The organism is Sulfurisoma sediminicola (assembly GCF_003865015.1).
Classification (GTDB): Bacteria; Pseudomonadota; Gammaproteobacteria; order Burkholderiales; family Rhodocyclaceae; genus Sulfurisoma; species Sulfurisoma sediminicola.
This window is the reverse complement of record NZ_BHVV01000006.1, coordinates 198,405-220,025: the sequence shown is the minus strand read 5'-3', so window position 1 is coordinate 220,025 and position 21,621 is coordinate 198,405. Positions and strand designations below refer to the sequence as shown.

17 protein-coding genes are annotated in these 21,621 nt (G+C 67.7%); 8 read left to right on the top strand and 9 right to left on the bottom strand.

Going from position 1 to position 21,621, the window contains the following annotated elements; translation table 11 throughout:
- Positions 1-3 precede the first annotated feature (3 nt).
- The 3 genes from EJE94_RS09800 to mltB are packed head-to-tail and all read left to right on the top strand — an operon-like array spanning position 4 to position 3,906.
- Positions 4-987: a DUF58 domain-containing protein gene (locus tag EJE94_RS09800; protein WP_121241023.1), complete on the top strand. Its 984-nt coding sequence runs from the start codon at positions 4-6 to the stop codon at positions 985-987.
- A complete protein-coding gene (locus tag EJE94_RS09795) occupies positions 974-2,917 on the top strand; it encodes a transglutaminase TgpA family protein (RefSeq protein WP_121241021.1) in 1,944 nt (647 codons plus the stop codon). The genes EJE94_RS09800 and EJE94_RS09795 overlap by 14 nt, the downstream gene beginning before the upstream one ends.
- Positions 2,914-3,906 carry a lytic murein transglycosylase B gene (gene mltB / locus EJE94_RS09790; protein WP_243642577.1) on the top strand — a complete coding sequence of 331 codons (993 nt, stop codon included), beginning with the start codon at positions 2,914-2,916 and terminating at the stop codon, positions 3,904-3,906. The genes EJE94_RS09795 and mltB overlap by 4 nt, the downstream gene beginning before the upstream one ends.
- 54 nt (positions 3,907-3,960) lie before the next feature.
- Here the strand turns inward: mltB and rpoS are convergent, their stop codons facing one another.
- The 5 genes from rpoS to EJE94_RS09765 all read right to left on the bottom strand — a co-directional run bounded on the left by rpoS (position 3,961) and on the right by EJE94_RS09765 (position 9,451).
- Positions 3,961-4,902, bottom strand: coding sequence for an RNA polymerase sigma factor RpoS (gene rpoS / locus EJE94_RS09785; RefSeq protein ID WP_370685661.1), 942 nt, complete (start codon positions 4,900-4,902; stop codon positions 3,961-3,963).
- 158 nt (positions 4,903-5,060) lie between these two features.
- Positions 5,061-5,993 (bottom strand): peptidoglycan DD-metalloendopeptidase family protein, encoded by a 933-nt coding sequence (locus EJE94_RS09780; protein WP_121242207.1) that lies wholly within the window; start codon positions 5,991-5,993, stop codon positions 5,061-5,063.
- Positions 5,993-6,658, bottom strand: coding sequence for a protein-L-isoaspartate(D-aspartate) O-methyltransferase (locus EJE94_RS09775; protein WP_207855886.1), 666 nt, complete (start codon positions 6,656-6,658; stop codon positions 5,993-5,995). The genes EJE94_RS09780 and EJE94_RS09775 overlap by 1 nt, the downstream gene beginning before the upstream one ends.
- Positions 6,655-7,398, bottom strand: coding sequence for a 5'/3'-nucleotidase SurE (gene surE, locus EJE94_RS09770; RefSeq protein WP_121241019.1), 744 nt, complete (start codon positions 7,396-7,398; stop codon positions 6,655-6,657). The genes EJE94_RS09775 and surE overlap by 4 nt, the downstream gene beginning before the upstream one ends.
- Before the next feature lie 76 nt (positions 7,399-7,474).
- Positions 7,475-9,451 carry a bifunctional diguanylate cyclase/phosphodiesterase gene (locus EJE94_RS09765; protein WP_165904801.1) on the bottom strand — a complete coding sequence of 659 codons (1,977 nt, stop codon included), beginning with the start codon at positions 9,449-9,451 and terminating at the stop codon, positions 7,475-7,477.
- A 119-nt stretch (positions 9,452-9,570) separates the two neighbouring features.
- Here EJE94_RS09765 and EJE94_RS09760 point away from each other — a divergent pair, with 119 nt between their 5' ends.
- The 5 genes from EJE94_RS09760 (at position 9,571) to EJE94_RS09740 (ending at position 15,972) form a co-directional block, all read left to right on the top strand.
- Entirely contained in the window at positions 9,571-11,523 is a 1,953-nt protein-coding gene (locus EJE94_RS09760; RefSeq protein ID WP_121241015.1) for an ATP-binding cassette domain-containing protein, read from the top strand.
- 24 nt (positions 11,524-11,547) lie between these two features.
- Positions 11,548-12,051 carry a hypothetical protein gene (locus tag EJE94_RS09755; RefSeq protein WP_121241013.1) on the top strand — a complete coding sequence of 168 codons (504 nt, stop codon included), beginning with the start codon at positions 11,548-11,550 and terminating at the stop codon, positions 12,049-12,051.
- A gap of 32 nt (positions 12,052-12,083) precedes the next feature.
- Positions 12,084-12,839: an FkbM family methyltransferase gene (locus tag EJE94_RS09750; RefSeq protein WP_165904800.1), complete on the top strand. Its 756-nt coding sequence runs from the start codon at positions 12,084-12,086 to the stop codon at positions 12,837-12,839.
- Positions 12,840-12,860: 21 nt separating this feature from the next.
- Entirely contained in the window at positions 12,861-14,897 is a 2,037-nt protein-coding gene (locus EJE94_RS09745) for a tetratricopeptide repeat protein (RefSeq protein WP_165904799.1), read from the top strand.
- A 196-nt stretch (positions 14,898-15,093) separates the two neighbouring features.
- Entirely contained in the window at positions 15,094-15,972 is an 879-nt protein-coding gene (locus EJE94_RS09740; RefSeq protein ID WP_121241007.1) for a M23 family metallopeptidase, read from the top strand.
- A gap of 21 nt (positions 15,973-15,993) precedes the next feature.
- On the opposite strand, the gene EJE94_RS09735 is transcribed toward EJE94_RS09740, so the two are convergent.
- The 4 genes from EJE94_RS09735 to EJE94_RS09720 form a co-directional block, all read right to left on the bottom strand.
- On the bottom strand, positions 15,994-17,724 hold the full coding sequence (locus tag EJE94_RS09735) for a tetratricopeptide repeat protein (RefSeq protein ID WP_121241005.1): 1,731 nt from the start codon (positions 17,722-17,724) through the stop codon (positions 15,994-15,996).
- A complete protein-coding gene (locus tag EJE94_RS09730; RefSeq protein WP_121241003.1) occupies positions 17,699-19,066 on the bottom strand; it encodes an HlyD family type I secretion periplasmic adaptor subunit in 1,368 nt (455 codons plus the stop codon). Before EJE94_RS09730 ends, EJE94_RS09735 begins: the two co-directional genes overlap by 26 nt.
- 6 nt (positions 19,067-19,072) lie before the next feature.
- A complete protein-coding gene (locus tag EJE94_RS09725) occupies positions 19,073-21,235 on the bottom strand; it encodes a peptidase domain-containing ABC transporter (protein WP_121241001.1) in 2,163 nt (720 codons plus the stop codon).
- An 84-nt stretch (positions 21,236-21,319) separates the two neighbouring features.
- Positions 21,320-21,613: a hypothetical protein gene (locus EJE94_RS09720; RefSeq protein WP_207855885.1), complete on the bottom strand. Its 294-nt coding sequence runs from the start codon at positions 21,611-21,613 to the stop codon at positions 21,320-21,322.
- Between the last annotated feature and the right edge of the window lie 8 nt (positions 21,614-21,621).

The window sequence follows — 21,621 nt, the reverse complement described above, 5'->3', positions numbered from 1 at the left end:
GGCATGCGCCTCACCGCGGCAGTGCAGGAGAGATTCATCCGCTGGGCACTGCGGGTGCACCCACCGGAGCCCGCCCCGGTCGTCCTGACCCAGCGCCGCGTCTACGTGCTGCCAACACGAGCCGGCATCGGCTACGCCGCCTCGCTGGTGGTGATGCTGCTCGGCGCCATGAACTACAACCTCAGCCTCGGCTACGCCCTCACCTTCCTGCTCGCCGGCCTCGGCGTCACGGCGATACTCCATACCTTCCGCAACCTCGCCTACATCTCGTTGGCCCCCGGACGAACCGAGCCGGTCTTCGCCGGCGACAGCGCCCGTTTCACCCTCTTGCTTCACAACATGCGCAGCGACGAACGGCGCCAGATCCGGCTGCACCTCGCCGGCGGAATGCCCGCAACCGCCGAAATGGTCGATGTCGCCGCCCGCTCCAGCGCCGCGGTGCGTCTCGGCGTAGCGGCGACGGAACGCGGCTGGCTTGCCCTGCCCCGCGTGACGCTCGACACCATCTGGCCTCTGGGCCTGATCCGCGCCTGGGCCTATGCCGCGCCCGACGCGCGCTGCCTCGTGTACCCCAGGCCGGCGAACGCCACCGTGCCGCCACCGCCGGCTTCCGGCGGACGCTCGGGCGGCGCGGCCAACATGCCGGCGGGCAGCGAGGACTTCCTCGCGCTGCGCGGCCATCAGCTCGCCGATCCGCCACGCCACGTCGCCTGGAAGACCGCCGCCCGGCTCGGCGCCGACGCGCCCTTGATGACCAAGCAATATGCCGATCCCGCGGCCGAGACCGTCTGGCTCGACTGGGACGCCCTTCCCGCCGCGATGCCCGCGGAGGAACGCCTGTCCTGGCTCACCCGCTGGGTGCTCGACGCCCACGCCGCCGGCCTCTCCTGGGGGCTGCGTCTGCCCGGGGCGCAGCTCGCACCGGCCGGCGGCGAGGTTCAACTGCACGCCTGCCTGCGGCGTCTCGCCCTCCATGGCAAAGAGTAAGCCACAGGCGGTGACGCCGTCGCAAACCTGGTGGCTGCTCGCCGCCGCATTGTCCGCGCTGCTGCCGCTCACCCCGCACGTGCCGTACTGGCTCTCGGCGCTGGCGCTCACGCTGCTGGGCGGACGCGCCGTGCTCAACCGGACCCAGCGCCGGCTGCCGGCGCGCTTCTGGCTGATCCTCCTGACCTTCGCCGGCAGCGCCGGCGTCCTCGCCCAGTTCCGGACGCTGTTCGGGCAGAACCCCGGCGTCGCGCTGCTGGTGCTGTTCCTCGCCCTCAAACCCCTGGAGACGCGTACCCGGCGCGACGGCCTGGCCGTGATCTTCCTCTGCTACTTCCTCGTCCTCGCCCAGTTCTTCTTCGCCCAGAGTATCGCCACCGCGGCCATGACGGTCGCGACCATCGTCGCCGTCACCGCGGCGCTCGGCAGTCTGGCCGATGGCCGCGCCCGGCCCGCCGATCTGCTGCGTCGCTCCGGCCTCATGCTGCTGCAGGCGGCGCCCTTCATGCTGCTGCTGTTCGTGCTGTTCCCGCGCGTGCAGGGGCCGCTCTGGGGCCTGCCGCGCGACGCCTTCTCGGCGCTTACCGGGCTTTCGGATTCGATGGCGCCCGGCAGCATCAGTAACCTTTCGCAATCCGATGCCATCGCCTTCCGGGCGAAGTTCTCCGAGACGCCACCGCGCGACCTGCTCTACTGGCGCGGCCCGGTCCTCACCGAATTCGACGGTCGCACCTGGCGTCCCGAAGGGCGCCTGGCACTGCCGCGGCTGGCCTACGCACCGCAGGGCCCGCTGATCGAGTACGAGGTGACGCTGGAGGCCCACGCCAAGCGCTGGCTGTTCGCCCTCGAACTGCCGGGCAATCTGCCGTCAGACAGCCTGATGACGGGCGACTACCAGTTGCTGGCCAGGACGCCGGTCACCACCCGCCTGCGCTATTCCGTCACCTCACACACCGCAATGGCCGCAGGCCGGGAGGAATCGTCGGCGGTGCTGCAACGGGCGCTGGCCCTGCCAGGCGACTTCAACCCGCGAACGCGCGCACTGGGCCAAGGCTGGCGCGACCAGGACAAGACCGACGAAGCCGTGCTCGAGGCAGCCACCCGTTTCTTCCTGACGCAGGGCCTCAGCTATAGCCTGACGCCGCCGTTGCTCGGCCGGCACGGCGTGGACGAATTCCTTTTCGAATCCAGGCAGGGCTTCTGCGAACACTTCTCCGGCGCCTTCGTCTTCGCCCTGCGCGCCGCCGGCCTGCCGGCGCGCGTCGTCACCGGCTACCAGGGCGGCGAAACCAATCCCTTCGACGGCTATTTCACGGTGCGGCAGTACGACGCCCATGCCTGGGCCGAAGTCTGGCTCAAGGACCGCGGCTGGACGCGGATCGACCCGACGGCGCTGAGCGTGCCCTCGCGCATCTCGCAGAACCTCGCCGCCGCCGTTCCGGCCGGCTCGCCGCTGCCCTTGCTGACGCGCGCCGATCTCGCCTGGCTGCGCGAACTGCGGCTGCGGTTCGACGCCGTCGCCAATACCTGGAACCAGTGGGTGATCGGCTACAACCCGGAGCGGCAACGCGAGTTCCTCAATCGCCTCGGCATGCGGGCCCCCGACTGGCGACAGATGACAGCCACGCTCGCGGTTCTGGCCGGCCTGGTCCTGCTCGGACTGACCGCCTGGGCCCTGCGCCAGCGTCGGCGCGTCGATGCGGCGCAGCGCGCCTGGCTCAGGCTCGGCCGCCGGCTCGGCCGCCGCGGCCTCCCGCGCACCCCGTGGGAGGCTCCGCTGGCCTACGCCGATCGCATCGCCGTCCGCTTTCCCGAAAGCGCCGCGGAAATCCGCGCCATTTCGGCGCTCTACGGCCGCGTGCGCTACGGTAATCTGGACCCGGTACTGCTCGACGAATTGAAGACCCGCATCGCCCGCTTCCAGCCGTGATCTCCCCCGCCCGCCGCCTGCTGATCGCCATATGCCTGGCAGCCTGTTTCGCCATGCCGGCGATGGCGGCCGGCACGTTCGCCGCGCGCGCGGACGTGCGCGCCTTCGTCGACGAGATGGTGGAGCGCCACGGCTTCGATCGCGATGCCCTGCTCGCCGCATTCGCAAGAATTCAACCCCTGCCCGCCGTGATCAAGGCCATCAGGCCGCCGGCCGATCCGGGCATCCGTTCCTGGCAGGCCTACCGCGGCCGCTTCGTCGAACCCAGGCGCATCGCCGCCGGCCTGCGCTTCTGGGACGAGCATTCAGGCGATCTGCTCAGTGCCAGCGCGCGTTACGGCGTGCCGGAGGAAGTCATCGTCGCCATCATCGGCGTCGAGACGATCTACGGCCGCAGCACCGGCCGCTTCGGCACCCTGGCCGCCCTCGCCACCCTGGCCTTCGACTACCCGCCGCGCGCCGAGCTGTTCCGGCGCGAGCTCGAGGCCCTGCTGCTGCTCGCGCGCGACGCAGGGCGCGACCCCCTCGGCTATCGCGGCTCCTACGCCGGCGCACTAGGCCTGCCGCAGTTCCTGCCGAGCAGCGTGCGGCAATGGGCGGTGGATTTCGACGGGGACGGCCAGGTCGAGCTGACGCGCAGCCCCGGTGATGCCATCGGCAGCGTCGCCCACTTCCTGCAGGCGCATGGCTGGCAGCCGGGCGAGCCGGTGACGGCACCGGTCGAACTCGAACCGGGCAGCAACCCGCAGCCATTGATCGACGAGGGAATCCGCCCGGTGCGCCTTCCCGCGGAGATGCGTCCGCTCGGCGTGCGCACCGACGCCGCCGCGGCACGGCCCGCCGCCCTGATCGACCTCGTCACGCCGGACGCACCGACCGAGTACTGGCTCGGCTACCAGAACTTCTTCGTCATCACGCGCTACAACAAGTCCAGCTTCTACGCCATGGCGGTGTATCAACTCGCCGAGGCCCTGCGCACCGCACGCTGAAAAAGTCGGCACCCCAAGGGTACTTCCTGCGGGGCGCTCCGGCGGGACGCCGAATTACAGCAGCGCGTCCTTGTCGAGCCCGTCGCGCAGCAGGCGGCGGCGCAACTGCCCGAGCGCCTCGAGCTGGATCTGGCGCACGCGTTCGCGGGTAACGCCGAGGTCCTGGGCGAGTTCCTCCAGTGTCCGCGTTTCCTCGGCGCCGAGGCCGTAGCGGCGCTCGATCACGCTGCGCTGCTTGGCCGAGAGCTGCGCCACCCATTCGCGCACGTGGCGGACGATCTCCTCGTGTTCGACCCGGGCGTCGGGACCGGTTTCGCCCTCGTCGGCCACGGAATCGCCGATCGACAGATCGGGATCGATGTCCAGCGGCGCATCGAGCGAGGTCACGCGCTCACCCAACTGCAGGATCTGGCGGATCTCTTCCACCGGCTTGTCGAGCAGCCGCGCCACCCCTTCGATGGCGGCATGGCTTTCGGCGCGATGCTCGCCGCCGGCGCGCTCGTCGATCTGGCGCAGGGCCCGCAGGATCAGGTTGAGTTCCTTCACCACATGCACCGGCAGGCGGATGGTGCGCGACTGGTTCATGATCGCGCGCTCGATGTTCTGGCGGATCCACCAGGTGGCGTAGGTGGAAAAGCGGAAGCCGCGCTCGGGATCGAACTTTTCCAAGGCGTGGATCAGGCCGAGGTTGCCCTCCTCGATCAGGTCGTCGAGCGGCATGCCGCGATGCTGGTAGTGCTTGGCCACGCTGACGACGAGGCGCAGGTTGGCCTCGATCATGTGCTGTCGCGCCGCAAAGTCGCCGGCGCAAACGCGTCGCGCCAGACTCAGCTCTTCCTGCGCGGTCAGCAGCCGGGTAGCGCCGATCTCGTTGAGATAGATCTGAGTGACATCGTCGAGGAATTCGTCCTCGCGCCGCGGCATCCCTTCTTCCGCGCCGGCGGCGTCGCCGTCGCGGGCGATGTCCTCGTCGGGCTGGCCTTCGGGTTCGCGCACGGCTGAGCTACCGTGAAATACGGAATTTGACGCCGGGTAATCCCCTGAGCGCAGCGAACAAACTTCGCCCCCCGCCCCGGGGCGGGGGAAGGGGGTGGGGGCGTCGATTGCCTTGGACGGGTTCATGGCATGGGGGGCGGATCTTGCAACCAGGGATGTCAGCGTGTCGGCAGGTATTTGGCCGGATCGACCGGCTTGCCCTGGCGGCGAATCTCGAAGTGCAGCTTCGCCTGATCGGTGTCCGAGGAGCCGATCTCCGCGATCTTCTGGCCCTTGGTGACGGCGGCGCCCTCCTTCACCAGGATCTTGCTGTTGTGCGCATAGGCCGAGAGGAAGGCCGCGCTGTGGCGGACGATGACCAGGTTGCCGTAGCCGCGCAGGCCGCTGCCGACATAGACGATCTTGCCCGCCGCCGCCGCCAGCACCGGCTCGCCGGTCTTGCCAGCGATGTCGAGGCCCTTGTTGGGCGCGGCGCCGCCCTCGACGAAGCCTACGAGCAGGCTGCCCGACGCCGGCCAGGCCCAGTCGATGCCATCCTCGCTGGCCGCCGTCGCGGGCTTGTCGACGGGCTTGGCGTCGGGGGCAGGTGCGACGGCAGCCGTTGGCAGCGGCCCGCCCTCGGCCGCACGCAGGCTGGCCAGGTTTTCCTCCGAATAGGGCAGCTTGCCGCCCTTGGGGTCACGCTTGAGCGTGGCGGTACTGGCAGAAGCTGGCGCCGGCGCCACGGTAGCCGGCGGCGTGGCTGGAGCAATGGGTTTCACCTCGACCGGAGCACTCGTCGTCACCGGCTTGACCACGGCCACCGCACTGCCCTCGGGCGGAACGACGCGCAATTGCTGCCCGACTTCGATACGATTGGGATTATCCAGATTGTTCCAGGCGACGACGTCCTTGTAGTCGAGGCCGTGGTCGAGTGCGATGCGGTGCAGCGTATCGCCCTTTTTCACCAGGTAGTGGCCAGGCCTGGCCTCGGCGGCCGGCGCCGCGGGCGCCGCTGCGCCGCCGGTGGAGCGGTCGCTGACAGGCGCCGGCGCCTGGGTGGCGCATGCCGCCAGCAGGGTCACGAGCAGGAAGGGAAAAAGACGCGACATCATTCGACTCCAGGCAACAGGGGCACGAAACGCACGGCATCGAAGCGCGACTCGACGAAACCCTGCGGACCGCGCTCGATCAGGCACAGCACCTGCGGATCGGTGCCGACGGGGATCATCAGGCGGCCGCCCGGCGCGAGCTGGTCGCGCAGGCGCTGCGGAATTCCGGCGGCGGCGGCGGCGACGATGATGGTATCGAAGGGCGCCGCTTCGGGCAGTCCGCCCATGCCGTCGGCATGCTTGAGACGGATCTGGCCGAGATTCAACTGGCGCAGGTGGTCGCGCGCGCGGGCCAGCAGGGGGGCGAGGCGCTCGACGGCGAACACGTCGCGCGTCAGCATCGCCAGCACGGCCGCCTGGTAGCCGCAGCCGGCGCCGATTTCCAGCGTGCGACCGAGGCTTTCGCGTCCCGCGAGCAACAATTCGATCATGCGCGCGACGATATAGGGCTGCGAGATGGTCTGGCCGAGGATCAGCGGCAGCGCGGTGTCCTCGTAGGCGCGGTGGGCCATCGCCGGTTCGACGAAGATGTGGCGCGGCACCGCCGCGATCGCGGTCAGCACGCGCTCGTCTCGGATGCCCTCGACGCGCAGGCGCTCGACCATGCGCGCGCGCGTGCGCTGCGAGGTCATGCCGATGCCCTGCAGCAGGCCGTTGCCGTTCATCGCGCCAGCCACTCGGTGACCGCGCCAACCTGGGCGGCATGCGTCAGGTCGATCTGCAATGGCGTCACCGAAACGTAGCCGTTGGCCACCGCATGGAAATCGGTGCCTTCGCCGGCATCGGCGGCGGCGCCGGCGGCACCCACCCAATAGACGGTCTCATGGCGCGGCGAAACCTGCTTCACCACCGGTTCGGCCTTGTGCCGGCGGCCGAGCCGGGTGACCTTGACGCCCCGGATCTCCTCCCAGGGCAGGTCCGGCACGTTGATGTTGAGCAGCACCGGACCATCGAAGGGCGAGCGCCGGAAGCGCTCGACGGTCGCCCGGGCGATGCGGGCCGCCGTGGCGAAATGCTTGCCCTCCTTGCTCGTCAGCGAAACTGCGACTGCCGGAACGCCGAGCAGGTAGCCTTCCATCGCCGCCGCCACCGTGCCGGAGTAGATGGTGTCGTCGCCCATGTTGGCGCCGAGGTTGATGCCCGAAACCACCATGTCGGGCTGCTGCTCGAGCATGCCGGTGACGGCGAGATGCACGCAGTCGGTCGGCGTGCCATTGACGTAGAAATACCCGTTGGCGGAACGACGCAGGTGGAGCGGCCGGTCGAGGGTCAGCGAATTCGAGGCGCCGCTGCGGTCCCGCTCCGGCGCCACCACGGTGATCTCGCCCAGATCGCCGAGGGCAGCGGCCAGCGCCTCGATGCCCGGCGCGAAATAGCCGTCGTCGTTGCTGAGCAGAATGCGCAAAATGGGCGAAGGTGGCATGACTGCGGATTGTACCGCGCCGCCAGCACCGGACGGCGCCATGCCACCAAATGAGCCGTCAGATCGTCCGGTCGCCCGTCTTGTCCGGCGCGGCCGCATCGCCCAGCCGCGCCACCGCCCATTTCGAGTGAGCGAGGAAGTGTTCCAGTTCGGCCACCGGCAGCGCCCGTGCAATGTGGTGACCCTGCACGACATCGCAGCGCAGGCGGTAGAGCTGCTGCAGCGTCTGCACGTTCTCGACGCCCTCGGCCACGACCCTGAGGCCGAGGTTCTGCGCCAGATCGATGGTGGACTTGACGATCACCGCATCGTCCTTGCTGCGCATCATATCCATGACGAAGGAACGGTCGATCTTGAGCTCGGCCACGGGCAGCTGGCGCAGGCGCGCCAGCGAGGAATGGCCGGTGCCGAAGTCGTCGATGGAACACTCGATGTCGAAGCGGCGCAACTCTGAAAGGATCGCATTGAGGCGATCGTAGTCGCCGAAGAAGACGTTCTCGGTGATCTCGATGGTGATGCCGCCGCGGCTGCCGAAGCGTTCGACGAGCTGCGTCAGCCCCGTGATGAACTGCGGATCCATGATCACGCTGACCGGGACGTTGACGGCGATGCGCAGGTCGAAACGAAGCTTGAGCCAGGCGATGCGCTGGCGCATGGCCGTCTCCAGGACCCACCAGGTGAAGGGCTGGATCAGGCCCGTCTGCTCCAGCGCGGTGATGAACATCTCGGGCGGCACGACGGAGCCGTCCGGCCGGCGCCAGCGCGCCAGCGCCTCGACGCCGGTGATGGTGCTGGTCGCCAGTTCGACCTTGGGCTGGTAGTGGAGGGTGAACTCCTCGCGATCAAGCGCCGCGCGCAGGTCGCGGATCAGCGCGATGCGGCCCGGCGCGCCGGCATCGTGCCGCTCATCGAAGCAGTGTGCGCCGCTTTTTTCGCGCTTCGCCGCCAGCATGGCGGCATCGGCGTTCTTGAACAGCGTCGACACGTCGCGACCATGCTGCGGATAGAGGGCGATGCCGGCCGCCGCCGTCACCAGGACCTCCTGCCCGGCGAGCTGCAGCGTCCGGTCGAGCGTCGCGAGCAGCCGCCTGGCCGCAATCATCGCCGCATCCGCGCCGGCGCCGGCCAGCAGCACGGCAAACTCGTCGCCCGCCATGCGGCTGATGGTGTCCGCCGGCTCGAGCGCCTTGACGAAGCGCCCGGACACGACGCGCAACAACTCGTCGCCGGCTTCATGGCCGAGGGTATCGTTGATCTCCTGGAAGCGGTCGATGTCGACGATCAGCAGCGCCAGCGCAGCGTCGGCGTGCTGTTCGATCTGCTTGCGGATGCGGTCGCGGAACAGCGATCGATTGGGTAGGCCGGTGAGGTTGTCGTAGAGCGAGAGATACTCAAGTTCCTGGTTGACGGCGGACAGCCGCTTGTTCATGCGCTGCAACTCGGCCTGCGCCGCCTCGGCGTCACTCCGCGCCTGAGCGGCCCGCTCCATCGCCATCGCGTTCTCAATCGCGATCGCCGCATGGCCGGCGAAGAGTTCGAGCAGATGCAGGTCGTTCTCGCTGAAATCGCCGCCGCCGGTCTTGTTGATGCCCGCGATGCCGCCGAGGAAATGATCGCGCCCGACCAGCGGCACCAGCAGCAGGGTGCCCGCATCCTTCTCCCACAGGTTCTTTTCCTGCTCGGACAGCTCGCTCAGCACGCCGCGCCACCAGGGGCGCTTGTGCTTCCAGACCCAGCCGCAGACGCCGAAATCGAGCGGCAGCGACTCGCCGACGATCTCGTCGACATTGGCGCCGGCGCCGGCGCGGTAGGTGTATTCGTCGCAGTCGTCGTTGATCAGCGGCAGCAGCACCGTCTCGGCGCCGATCAGCTCGCGGGCGCGATCGACGATCAGCGCGAAGACCTTGTCGAGGTCGAGTTCGCTGCCTATGGCGAACGCCGTTTCGCGCAGCAGCGCGATCTCGTGTTCGCGTTGTCGCAGCTGGGCCTCGAGAGCCGCGATTCGTTCCGGTGAGTCGTTAGTTGCCTGGGTCATGCCATCGTTGAAGGATAATGTCGGTGGGGCACGCGTTGCCATTTTGGATACCCCACGAATTCAATCGGATTATTGCCGTTGTCCTAAGGCCGCCGCAAGAACTTTTTTCAGTACCGACCATGCCCTACTTGAAAGCCACCGGCGCCTGCCTCGCCTTCGGCCACGTCGCCCTCCTCGACCACGCCGACTTCCAGCTCGATCCCGGCGAACGCGTCGCCCTGATCGGCCGCAATGGCAGCGGCAAGTCCTCCCTGCTCGCGTCGCTGGCCGGCCAGGCCCATCTCGACGACGGCGAGATCTGGACGGAACCCGGTCTGCACCTCGGCTATGTGCCGCAGGAGCCGCCGTTCGATCGGGAGTTGACGGTGTTCGAGGCGGTGGTCGCCGGCATGGGTGAAACCTCGCGCCTGCTCGCCGATTACCACGAGATCTCTCACCGGCTGGCCGCTCCTGCCCTCGCCCCGCAGGAACACGATGCACTGCTGGCGCGGCTCGAAGAACTGCAGCACGAGTTGGAAAGTCTGGGCGCGTGGTCGCACGAAGCGATGGCCGAGCAGGTGATTTCACGCTTCGACCTCGACCCCGAGGCCCGCGTCGGCTCGCTGTCGGGCGGCCAGAAAAAGCGCCTCGCCCTGGCGCAGGCGCTGGCGCTCGCCCCCGAGGTGCTGCTGCTCGACGAACCCACCAACCATCTCGACATCGCCGCCATCGAATGGCTGGAGCAGTTCCTGCTCGACAGCGGCGTCACGCTGATTCTCATCACCCATGACCGGCGCTTTCTCGACCGCCTGGCCACGCGCATCGTCGAGCTCGATCGCGGCCGCCTGTCCAGTTTTCCCGGCAGCTTCGCCACCTACCAAACGCGCAAGGAGGCGATGCTCGCCGACGAAGCGCTCGCCAACGCACGCTTCGACAAGCTGCTCAAGGAAGAGGAAGCCTGGATCCGCAAGGGCGTCGAGGCGCGCCGCACCCGTGCCGTGTTCCGCGTGCAGCGGCTGGACCAGTTGCGCGCCGAACGCGCCGCTCGCCGCGAGCGGCTGGGCAAGGTCCGGCTGGAGCTCGATGCCGGCGACAAGAGCGGGAAACTGGTCGCCGAACTGCTCAACGTCGGCAAGCGCTTCGGCGACAAGGCGGTCATTCGGGATTTCAGCTGCCGCATCCAGCGCGGCGACAAGATCGGCGTGATCGGCCCCAACGGCGCGGGCAAGACCACGCTGCTGCGGCTGATACTCGGGGAACTGCAGCCCGACAGCGGCACCATACGGCGCGGCACCAGGCTGGAGGTTGCCTACTTCGACCAGTTCCGCGCCAAGCTCGATCCCGAGGCGACGCTGGCCGAAGTCATCTCGCCGGGCTCGGACTACGTGGAGATCGCCGGCACGAAAAAACACGTCATCGGCTACCTGGAGGATTTCCTCTTCGCTCCGGAGCGCGCGCGTTCGCCGGTCAAGTCGCTGTCGGGCGGCGAGCGCAACCGGCTGCTGCTGGCGCGGCTGTTCGCCCGCCCGGCCAACGTGCTGGTGCTGGACGAACCGACCAACGACCTCGACATCGAGACGCTCGAACTGCTCGAATCCCTGATCCTGGACTACGATGGCACGGTCTTCCTCGTCAGCCACGACCGCGTCTTCCTCGACAACATCGTCACCCAGACCATCGCCGCCGAAGGCGACGGCACCTGGCGCGAATACGCCGGCGGCTACAGCGACTGGGCCGCCTGGCAGGCGGCGCGTCGGGCCGATGCGACCGCAGCCGACCCGGCCAAAAAGTCGGCGCCCCCCAAGGGGACTTCCTTCGGGGCGCCGGCGCCACGGCGCACCGAGCAGCCCAAGCGCGAGAAACGCTCCTGGAAGGAGGAGCGCGAACTCGAGGGGCTGCCGGAACGCATCGCCACGCTCGAGGCCGAACAGAAACAGCTTACGGTTCGACTCGAGGATCCGGCGCTGTACCAGACCCTGCCGCAGCAGGCGCAGGAACTGGCGGCGCGGCTCACCGCCATCGACGACGAGTTGCTCGCCCTGCTCACGCGCTGGGAGGAACTCGAATCACGCGGCTCCGGCGCGAACATGTAGCCGCCGCGAGGCAAAATACGGACCATGACACCACTCCAATTCGCTGCAAAATACCTTCCCGAGGACGACCGCATCCTGCTGCGCATCGGCCATGCCGACAAGGAGGTGCAAGTCTGGCTGACTCGACGCCTGGTCAAGCTGCTCTGGCCTGTGCTGGGGCAGATTGCGGTAAAGCTCGTGGACAAGCGGGCGACCGCGCCGGCCGTGCGCCGTGAGATCAGCGACCTGCAGCGCCAGGTAGCGCTGCAGCAGGCAGACTTCTCGACCCCATACAAGCAGGAAAGGGAAGCCATCCAGGATGCGCCGCCCCTGCTGGCGACCCACCTGGTGCTCAAGAGCCTGCCCGACGGCACCACCGCGCTGCGACTGCAGGATACCCGGGGCATGGGCGTCGATCTGCCCATGGACGCAGCCGTCCATTCGGGCTTCTGTGAATTGATCCGCAAGTGCGCCGCGGAGTCCGGATGGGACATCACACTCGAATACGACAGCCGGCCGCAGCCGACCGCGACGGGCGGACTTCATTGACATTGGCCACGCCGTGGCCTGAAATGCAGGTCATGAGAAGATACAACGTCATCATCGCCACCGACATCGGCACCTTCATCGTCAACAAGAACGATCTCGGTGTCGGCTGGCAGCTCTCCGCCCGCGGCACTTACGACCCGGATGAATTGAAGTTGCTGCGGAGCATGCTGAGAAACCTCAGGAAGCTACGGCCGAACCTGCTGGTAATGGATATCGGCGCGAACATCGGCGTTCATTCCGTCGTTCTTGCCGACGAGGTCGGCCCCGGCGGCAAGATCATCGCCCTGGAAGCGCAACGCATCGTCTTCAACATGCTTGCCGGGAACATCGCGCTCAACAGCATCGAAAATGTTCACTGCCTGCATCTGGCGGCCAGCGCCGCGCCCGGCTTTATCGACATCCCGCAATTCGACTACGGCAAGCCCCTCAGCTTCGGCAGTGTCGAATTCGGCGCCGAACAGCGCGAGGCCATCGGACAGGAGCGTCGGCACGCGCCCGATCGCCAGGAACAGGTCGAGTGCGTCACCGTGGACTCCTTCGGCCTGGCCCAGCTCGACCTCATGAAAATCGACGTCGAAGGCATGGAACTCGACGTGCTCGCAGGCGCCCGCGCAGCGATCAGCAAATACCGCCCCATCCTGTTCATCGAATACATCAAGTGCGATCGGGCCGCGCTCCGGCAATGGCTTCAGGCCGCTGGCTATCGCCGCTACGTCTTTGCCCACAACTATCTCTGCCTTCCGCAGGAGTCGCCCCTCGCGATCACCGGCTTGACCGAGGAACAATGAGATGATCGAAACATGCCGGACATGATGCAGCCCACCGCGAACGCGAACGAGCGCACCGATGAACTCAACGACCGGCTGCGCCAGGCCGCCACGCTGCATCGGCAGGGCCGCTCCGACGAGGCGGCCCGCCTCTATGCGGATATCCTGCGTGAAGTCCCGAACCATCCCGATGCCCTTCACCTCCTGGGCGTCGTTTACTGCCAGCGAAAGGAGTTCGACTCCGCCCTGCCCTACCTGAAAGCGGCCGTCGACCTCATGCCGGAATTCGCCGATGCCCATATTCACTGTGCCAAGGCGCTGCGCAAGCTGGGATCGACCCCTGCGGCCGTCGCCCTTCTCGACGGCTTCCTGGCTCGGCACCCCGATCACACGGAAGTCCTGGCCGAACTCGGTCTGGCACTCAGGGCCGCCGGCATGGAGCGACGGGCACTGGAAATATTTCGCCGGGTGGTCGCGCTTGCACCGAATCTCTTCACGGCCCAGCTCGCACTTGCCGACATGTTGCGGATCCAGGGCGCCAAGGGCGAGGCCCTGGGGCACTATCGTGCCGCCGTGGCCTTGAAGCCGGCCGACCCCGCTGCGTTGAACAGCCTTGCCACCCTGTTGAAGGAGCAAGGCCAGCACGACGAGGCCATTCAGCTGCTGCGACGCGCGATCGAGGGCAACAATGGCTTCGCCGTCGGCCACAACAATCTCGGCAACGTCCTGCTCGATGCCGGCAAGGTCGAAGCCGCCATCGCCGAATACCGAACGGCGATCGATCGCCAGGCGAATTTTCCGGAGGCGTGGAACAACCTCGGCAATGCGCTGAAGGAAGTCGGCAAGCTCGATGAGGCCGTCGCCGCCTACGAGGAAAGCCTGCGCCTCAGGCCCGAATATGCGGAGGCCATGAGCAACCTGGGCAATGCACTGCTCGATGCCGGACGTTTTCGGGAGGCAATCGAGCTGCATCGCCGGGCGCTGGCGGCGAAGCCCGATTTCGCCGAAGCCTGGAACAACCTGGCGAACGTCCTGATCGCCACCGGACGGCATGCCGAGGCGCTCGAAGCCTTCGAGTGCGCGGTGCGCCACGATCCGGCATCGCACCAGGCGCGCTTCGGGCGCGGGCTGACGCGCCTGATGCTCGGCGATTTCGCCGGCGGCTGGGAGGATTACGAGCATCGCTGGTGGGGCAGCCACATGTCGCGCCAGATCAAGCCGCCGCGCTTCGCCTATCCGCAGTGGGACGGCACCCCACCGCGCCCCGGCCAGAACATCCTCGTCTATCACGAGCAGGGCTTTGGCGACACGCTGCAATTCGCGCGTTACCTGTCCATGCTGGCGACGAAATTCGCCGTCACCTGCGTCTGCCAGGACGAACTCCATCGCCTGTTCCTCGCCAGCTTCGGCAGCTTCGCGCGGATCGTGCCGGCAGGGGGCAGCAACGCCGTGCTGAAGGAGGTCTTCGACTGGCATGTGCCGGTCATGTCCCTGCCGCGCGCCTTCAGGACCGGGCCGGAATCGATTCCCGGCGGATGTCCCTACCTGACGCCGCCGGCCGACGCGCTGGCGCGTTGGCGGCCGCGCATCGGCCCCGGCGGGCTGCGCGTCGGCGTCTGCTGGAGCGGCAACCCCAGCCTCAAGGACAACCGGCTGCGCAGCCTCGCGGCCGAATCTCTGGCGCCGTGGGGACGGCTCGACGGCATCCGCTGGTTCGGCCTCGTCAAGGACGCGGCGACCACCCGTCCCACCCTCCCCGCCTGGGATGATCCGATGGCCGAAGCGGCCGACTTCGCCGACACGGCGGCGATCATAGCCTGCCTCGACCTGGTGATCACGGTGGACACCTCGGTGGCTCACCTGGCCGGGGCCCTCGGCAAGCCCGTCTGGCTGCTCTCTCGCCACGCCAGCGAATGGCGCTGGCAAGCGGAGCGCACGGACTCGCCGTGGTACCCCTCGATGACCATTTTCCGGCAACCGGCACTGGAGGACTGGGCCAGCGTGATCCGCGACGTGGCCGCAGCGCTCGGAAAGATCGCCGGCACAGGCGCCGGGACCGCCACCGCATTGGCCTCCTAGCCGGCCCGGCTCATCTGCGCTGGCCCAAGTCATCCGAAACCCGAACAGCTTGCGCGAACGTCTCGTCCTGCCACCATGCCGTCCGTCAGGACCGCGGCGCAGGCTGCCGGCACTCGGACTGCTGATCGGCCTTTGGGCCGGCATCGCACAAGCCGCCCCGCCGTCACTTGAGCTGCCCGTCCGGTGCCAGCCGGGCGTGGATTGCTTCATCCAGAACTTCTACGATCACGATCCCGGCCCCGGCGCCCGCGACTACGCTTGCGGCTCCCTGACCTACGACGGCCACACCGGCACCGATTTCCGCCTGATCGACGCCTCGGCGATGGAAGCCGGCGTTCCCGTCCTGGCTGCCGCCGACGGCGTCGTCGTCGCCCTGCGCGACGGCGAGCCGGACATTTCCATCAAAGACCGCGGGCGTGAAGCCCTCAAGGGCAAGGACGCCGGTAACGGCGTACGCATCGACCACGGCGACGGCTGGGAAACCCAGTACAGTCATCTTGAGCGGGGCAGCATCGCCGTCCGCCGCGGCCAGCGGGTCAAGGCCGGTCAGGTGCTCGGGCGGATCGGCCTTTCCGGCAACACCGAATTCCCCCATGTCGATTTCGCCGTGCGCCACCGAGGCCGGCCGCTCGACCCCTTCGCCCCCGCGTCGTCGGACTGCGGCGATGAAGCCCAGGGCCTCTGGGCCCAGGCCGTCCGCGCGCAACTGAAGTATCGGCCGACCGGCCTGTTGATCGCCGGCTTTGCGACGCAGGCGCCCCGGCGTGAAAACGCGGAGGGTGGACTCCACGGCGCGGTGTCGTTCCCCCGGCACGCCGAGGCCCTCGCCTTCTGGGTCGAACTCTTCGGCCTGCGTGCAGGCGACCGCCTCGAACTCACCCTGACCGATCCCGATGGCAGGACAGTTGCCGCAGGAAGCGCCACGGCACCCCGTCACCAGGCAGTGTGGTTCGGCAGTGTCGGGCATCCGCGGGCCGCCGAAGACTTGCGGCCCGGCCGCTACGAGGGGCGGATCACGCTACGACGCGAGGGAACGGCCGTGATCGAGGCGAGTCGATCGGCCGAGGTGCGCTGATCCGGCGTCGAGGCCGGTAGCTCAGCACGGGGATGACGGCTTTGCCGGCATCCATTCGCCAGCCAGGCGTTGCGCCGCCTTGGCCAGTGGCGCGCTCCAGTCGCCGTAACGCTCCTGCCGGAAAACCGTCATCGTCGGATACCAGGCGCTGGTTTCGCCCATCGGTCCCCAGCGCCAGCAGGCGTCGAAACGCGACAGCATCCACACCGGCCGCCCCAGCGCGCCGACGATATGGGCGACCGAGGTGTCGACCGTGATCACCAGGTCGAGCTGCGATACCGCTGCCGCGGTATCGTCGAAATCGGCGAAGCGGCTGCCGATGTCCTCGATGCGGCCGAGCCAGCGCGCGAGTTCCGTCTGCGCCTCGCCCTTCTGCAGGCTGTAGAAGGCGAAACCCGGCTGCTCCAGCAAGGGCCGCATCTGCTCCAGGTTGAAACTGCGGCGGCGGTCGATCATGTTCGACACCGGGTCGTGACGACGTGGATTGCCGGCCCACACCAGTCCCACCTTGGGTCGCGTCTCGCGGCCGAAGTATTCGCGCCAGGCCGCGACCTTTGCGGGATCCGGCGCCAGGTAGGGGATCTCCGCCGGGATGCTTTGCGCGTCGGTGCGGAAGGCGAGCGGCAGGCTCATCATCGGGCATTGCAGGTCGAACGGCGGCAGCGGCTCGCCACGGGCCACGACCACGGCAATGCCGGGCATGCGCCCGAAGATGCCCTTGAGTTCGCCCTGACACTCGACGATCACGCGGCCCCCGCGGGCAGCGACCAGCGGCGCATAGCGCACGAACTGCAGCGCGTCGCCGAGCCCCTGCTCGGCGTGCAGCAGAATCGTCTCGCCGTGCAGCGGCTGCCCCTGCCACAGCGGCTCCTTGAAGTCGCGCTGGTAGCCCTTGGTTTCGCGCGCGGCCTTCCAGCGCCACTCGTATTCCTTCCAGCCCTCGTCGAACTGCCCGGCGGCGAGCAGCGCCATCGACAGGTTGAGGTGCGCCTGCGCGTGGTCGGGCTGCAGCGCGATCGCCTGACGATAGGCCTTGATGGACTCCTCGAGATGGCCGGATTCGCGCAGGGCGCTGCCGTAGTTGTTCCAGGCGCGGAAATGCCGCGCGCTGCGGCGCAGCAGGTCCTCCAGCACCTTGCGCGCCTCTTCCGGCCGGCCGATCTCGCGCAGCAGGTTGCCGAGGTTGTTGACGGCACCCGACGACTCCGGTTCCAGCCGGATGGCCTGCTCCAGCGCCGCCTGGGCTTCCGCATAGCGGCCGAGTTCGCGACGCACGTTGCCGAGGTTCAGCCAGGCGCGCACATAATCCGGCTTGATCTCGACGGCCCGCTGGAACGCGGCGTCGGCCGCCGCGTTGTCGCCCCGGGCATGCTCGGCGTTGCCGAGGTTGAACCAGCAGGAAGCCTCCTCGGGGGCCGACTCGAGGGCGTTGCGGAATGCCGCGGCCCCCTCCGCATGGCGGCCCAGCCGCGTGTAGGCGTTGCCGAGGTTGAAGAAATAGGTGGGATTGCGCGGCGCCAGCACCGCCGCCTGGCGGAAATTCTCGCAAGCGTCCTCCATCGATGACGCCGACGCCGCCGCGAGGCCAAGCAGATGATAGGCCTCGGCGTCACAGGGGTCGCGCTGCAGGATCGCCTTGCAATGTTCCGCCGCATCCCGCGCCTTGCCCTCCTGCAGCAGCGTCACCACCGCGGCGTAGCGCGGGGGAAGTCCGGCCAGGGTGCTTCTATCGAGGTTCCCGGATCGACTCATCGAGGGCTCGGATCAACGGGTAGAGGAAATAGGAAATGACGCTGCGGCGGCCGACGATGATTTCCGCCGACAGCGTGAGCCCCGGCAGCAAACGGAAATTCGCGCCGGTCTTTCCGAGTTTGGTCGATTCCAGGCCGACACGGCCGAGATAATAGGCATCGCCTGTCTGCCCCGTGGCGCGCATCTGCGCCGGATCGCGGGCGAACGCATCCTCGCTGACCACGGTGACTCGCCCCGGCAGGGTGCCGTGCTTCTGGAAGGGAAAGGCGTCGATCTTGACGCGCACCGCGTCGCCGGTCTTGACGAAGCCGACGTCTGTGGCATCGATCTGCACCTCGGCCTCCAGCGGGGCATCCAAGGCGACCAGGGTGACCAGGGGTTCCGCCTCGCGCACGACGGAGCCGATGGAACGCTTGGCCACATCGAGCACCACGGCGTCCACTGGCGCCGTCATGATGACCAGATTGCGGCGCTTCTCGGCCTTCTGCAACTGCTCGCCGATGCTGTCGCGCTCGCGCCGGACGTTCGCGAGTTCCTCCATGGACTTCTGTCGCCAATCCTTCCTGAAGGCATCGCGATCGGCATGTTCGCCGGCGATCTCGCGCTTGATTTCGGCCTCGCGGTTTCGCGCCAGGTCAAGGTCGCGTTCGACCTCGAGTCGTTTCTCCCGTGCTTCGAGCAGTTTCTGCTTGGCGCCGAAATTCTGCGCGACCAGGCGTTCCTGCATGGCCTCGATTTCCCGCAAGGACTTGACCCGTGCATCGAGCACGTCCTGATCGCGCCGATTGGTCACGAGAGACGCATTCAGCTTCGCCAGGCTTTCGTCCAATTTCCTCAGCCGTGCGCGGAAGTTGGCGTCCTTCTCGCTGCGGATGTCGGCCTGCAGCCGCGCATCCGACCCGGTGCCTGGCGTGCCCGGAGAAACAGCCTTGCCGGCAAGTTCGGCTTCGAGCCGGGTCGTTTGCGCGTCCAGGCTCAAATGGCGGCCCTTCAGCTGCGATTCGTCGGCACTCGCAAACGTCGGGTCGAGTGCCGCCAGCCGCTGCCCCTTCTTCACCACCTGTCCGACCTTGACGTCGATCGACTGCACGATGGAGGTCTCCAGCGGCTGCACCTGCAGATTGGGCTGCACCGTGATGAGCTTCCCGCGTCCGACGACGATTTCGTCCACATCGGAAAGCGTCGCCCAGATCAGGAAGACGACGACCATCGCCACCACCGTGTAGAGCGTCCACCGTGCCACCCCGGCCAACGGTCGCTGCTCGATGGCGTCGGCGTCGGGCAGAAAGTCCTGGAACGGAACCGCCTTCGGCGCGGGAGCGGGTTTTTGCTGTTCGTCCATGGCGCGTCAGACGTGGATGGTCTGCTGGCGCCACAGCTGCTGATAGATCTCGCAGCGGGCGACCAGTTCCTGATGGGTACCGATGTCGGCGATGCGACCCTGGTCCATGGCGATGATGGCATGAGCGCCGACCAGCGTCGTCATGCGGTGCGAAACCATCAGCACCGTCTTGCCGCGGGCGATGCGGGAGAGGTTGTTGATGAAGATGGCTTCGCTTTCCGGGTCGAGCGCACTCGCCGCCTCGTCGAGAATAAGCACGCGCGGCTGCGGCAAGATCGCGCGGGCGATCGAGATGCGCTGCTTCTGCCCGCCCGACAGGTTGGAACCGTTCTCTTCCAGCAGCGTCTCGTAACCCTGCGGCAGCCGCTCGATGAACTCGTCGGCACCGGCGGCCTGGGCGGCGGCGACGATCTGCTCGAAGGTCGCGTCGGGCTTGGTGGCATTGATGTTCTCGCGCACCGAACCGCGGAAGATGAAGTTGTCCTGCAGCACCACGCCGATGCTGCTGCGCAGGTGCGAGAGATCGATCTCGCGGATGTCGATGCCGTCCACCCGGATCAGGCCCTGGCTGACGGGATACATGCCCTGGATCAGGCGCGTCAGCGTGGTCTTGCCCGAACCGCTGCGTCCGACCACGCCGACGATCATGCCCGGCTGCAGGTCGAGGGAAATGTCGTCCAGCGTCGCGTTGGTCGCACCGGGATAGCGGAAGGTGACGCGGTCGAAAGTGATGCGGCCGGCCAGCTTCGGCGCCAGCCCGGCACCGCGTCCGCGGGCCTCGGCGGGGCGATTCATGATCTCGCCCAGCATGCGCACGGAGAGCGCGGTTTCCTGATATTCATGAACCAGCGACACGATCTGCACCAGCGGGCCCACCACCCGCCCGGAAATCATCTGGAACGCGATCAGGGCACCCACGGTCAGCGTATGGTCGAAGACATCCCGGGCGCCGAAGGCGATGACGGCCACCATCATCAGCTTCTCGAGCGACTGGGTCAGCGCCTGGGCGGTGATCGAAATCTTGCCCACGCGGAAGTGGTTGTGGATGGCGCTGGCCGACCGCCGGTCCCATTCCTTGCGGCGCTTGGGTTCCAGCGCCAGCGACTTGACCGTGCGCATGCCGTGGATCGACTCGACCAGCAGGGCCTGGCGCTGCCCTTCGGCCTCGTACAGCTCCCGCAGCCGCGCCTGGAAGGGCTTGATCAGCGCCGCCACCACCGCCGCGATCGCCAGGGTGAACAGCAGCACGATGGTGCCGAGCTTGGCACTGTAGAAGAACAGCAGGGGCACGAAGAAGAACAGCGCCAACGCGTCGAGCAGCGTCAGGAACAGCTTGCCGGTGAGGAACTGGCGGATGCGCTCGACCTGCTGCATGTGGCGGACGACGACGCCGGCCGACACCGACTCGAAGAAGTCGATGGGCAGCGACAGCAGGTGCGCGAAGGTCCGCCGCGCCAGCCGGATGTCGATCTTGTTGGTGGCGCCGAGCAGCAGGTACTGGCGCAGGAAACCGAACACCGACTCGAAGGCGATGGCGGCGACGATCCCCGCCGTCAGCACGTAGAGCGTCGAATAGCTCTCGTGCACCAGCACCTTGTCGATGATGAGCTGGAAGAAGATCGGCGTCGCCAGTGCCAGGCCGATCAGCATGATCGCCGCCACGGCGATGTCGCGGAAGGCGCCTCCCTGGCGCAGGATCTCAGGCACGAACCAGAGCAGGCCGAACGGCTGTTCCGTATCCGTCAGTTTGAAGACGCGCTTCAGCAACACCACCTGTCCCTGCCAGCGCGCGCCGAACTGGTGCGCATCGAGCAGCAGGACCTCGGCCCCTGCGGCAAGGGGATCGACGATGGCCACGCGTTCCTGGTCGGCGTCGCGACGCACGCCGACGATGATGACCCAGTTGCCGTTGTCCAATCGGGCCATCAGGGGAAACACGCCATGCAGGCCCATCAGGCGCGGCCAGTCGATCTGTTCCGCCTTTGCCTTGAAGCCGTTGCTCTCGGCCATCCGCACCACGACGGAGAGCGAGGGCTCCTCGGTGCCGAGCGCGTATTCGTGCACCAGGCGCTCCGGCGGCAGGGTCACACCGTGATGATGGGCGATGGCCGTCAGGCACTGCACCGCCGTGTGCGCGCCGGGAGTGCCGTTATCGGCTGTGCTGGTCATCGGGCGATCTTCGATCGGGATGCTCGGCGGTGACGGGCAACAAAAAAGGCCTGCCCGGGGGCAGGCCCTTCAGTTGCGCATCGGCTAGCCGAAATTGGGCGAAACCGGAGCAGTCTCGACGACCTGGGCCGTCGTGCCCTCGTCGCCCGGCTTGCGCTTGGCGACGACGCCGGCGTCCACCATCTTCTGCACGACGCTCTCGGCCATGCCGAAGGAGCGCAGGAAGCCGTCCAGCGGCATCACCAGCCGCTCGCGGTGCTCGAAACGCGCCTGCTTGCCTTCCGCGGCGGGCTCGACCAGCGAGACGAGGTCAATGCGCACCATGGTGCCGGTGACCATGATGTTGCCGAAGCCGTCGATAAACAGTTCCTTGTTCATATTTTGGG

Coding starts and splice junctions, on each gene's coding strand:
- EJE94_RS09800 (WP_121241023.1), top strand. CDS start 4: ATGCGCCTCACCGCGGCAGTGCAGGAGAGATTCATCCGCTGGGCACTG.
- EJE94_RS09795 (WP_121241021.1), top strand. CDS start 974: ATGGCAAAGAGTAAGCCACAGGCGGTGACGCCGTCGCAAACCTGGTGG.
- EJE94_RS09780 (WP_121242207.1), bottom strand. CDS start 5,993: ATGTCGCGTCTTTTTCCCTTCCTGCTCGTGACCCTGCTGGCGGCATGC.
- EJE94_RS09775 (WP_207855886.1), bottom strand. CDS start 6,658: ATGAACGGCAACGGCCTGCTGCAGGGCATCGGCATGACCTCGCAGCGC.
- EJE94_RS09765 (WP_165904801.1), bottom strand. CDS start 9,451: ATGACCCAGGCAACTAACGACTCACCGGAACGAATCGCGGCTCTCGAG.
- EJE94_RS09760 (WP_121241015.1), top strand. CDS start 9,571: ATGCCCTACTTGAAAGCCACCGGCGCCTGCCTCGCCTTCGGCCACGTC.
- EJE94_RS09755 (WP_121241013.1), top strand. CDS start 11,548: ATGACACCACTCCAATTCGCTGCAAAATACCTTCCCGAGGACGACCGC.
- EJE94_RS09750 (WP_165904800.1), top strand. CDS start 12,084: ATGAGAAGATACAACGTCATCATCGCCACCGACATCGGCACCTTCATC.
- EJE94_RS09745 (WP_165904799.1), top strand. CDS start 12,861: ATGATGCAGCCCACCGCGAACGCGAACGAGCGCACCGATGAACTCAAC.
- EJE94_RS09735 (WP_121241005.1), bottom strand. CDS start 17,724: ATGAGTCGATCCGGGAACCTCGATAGAAGCACCCTGGCCGGACTTCCC.
- EJE94_RS09730 (WP_121241003.1), bottom strand. CDS start 19,066: ATGGACGAACAGCAAAAACCCGCTCCCGCGCCGAAGGCGGTTCCGTTC.
- EJE94_RS09725 (WP_121241001.1), bottom strand. CDS start 21,235: ATGACCAGCACAGCCGATAACGGCACTCCCGGCGCGCACACGGCGGTG.
- EJE94_RS09720 (WP_207855885.1), bottom strand. CDS start 21,613: ATGAACAAGGAACTGTTTATCGACGGCTTCGGCAACATCATGGTCACC.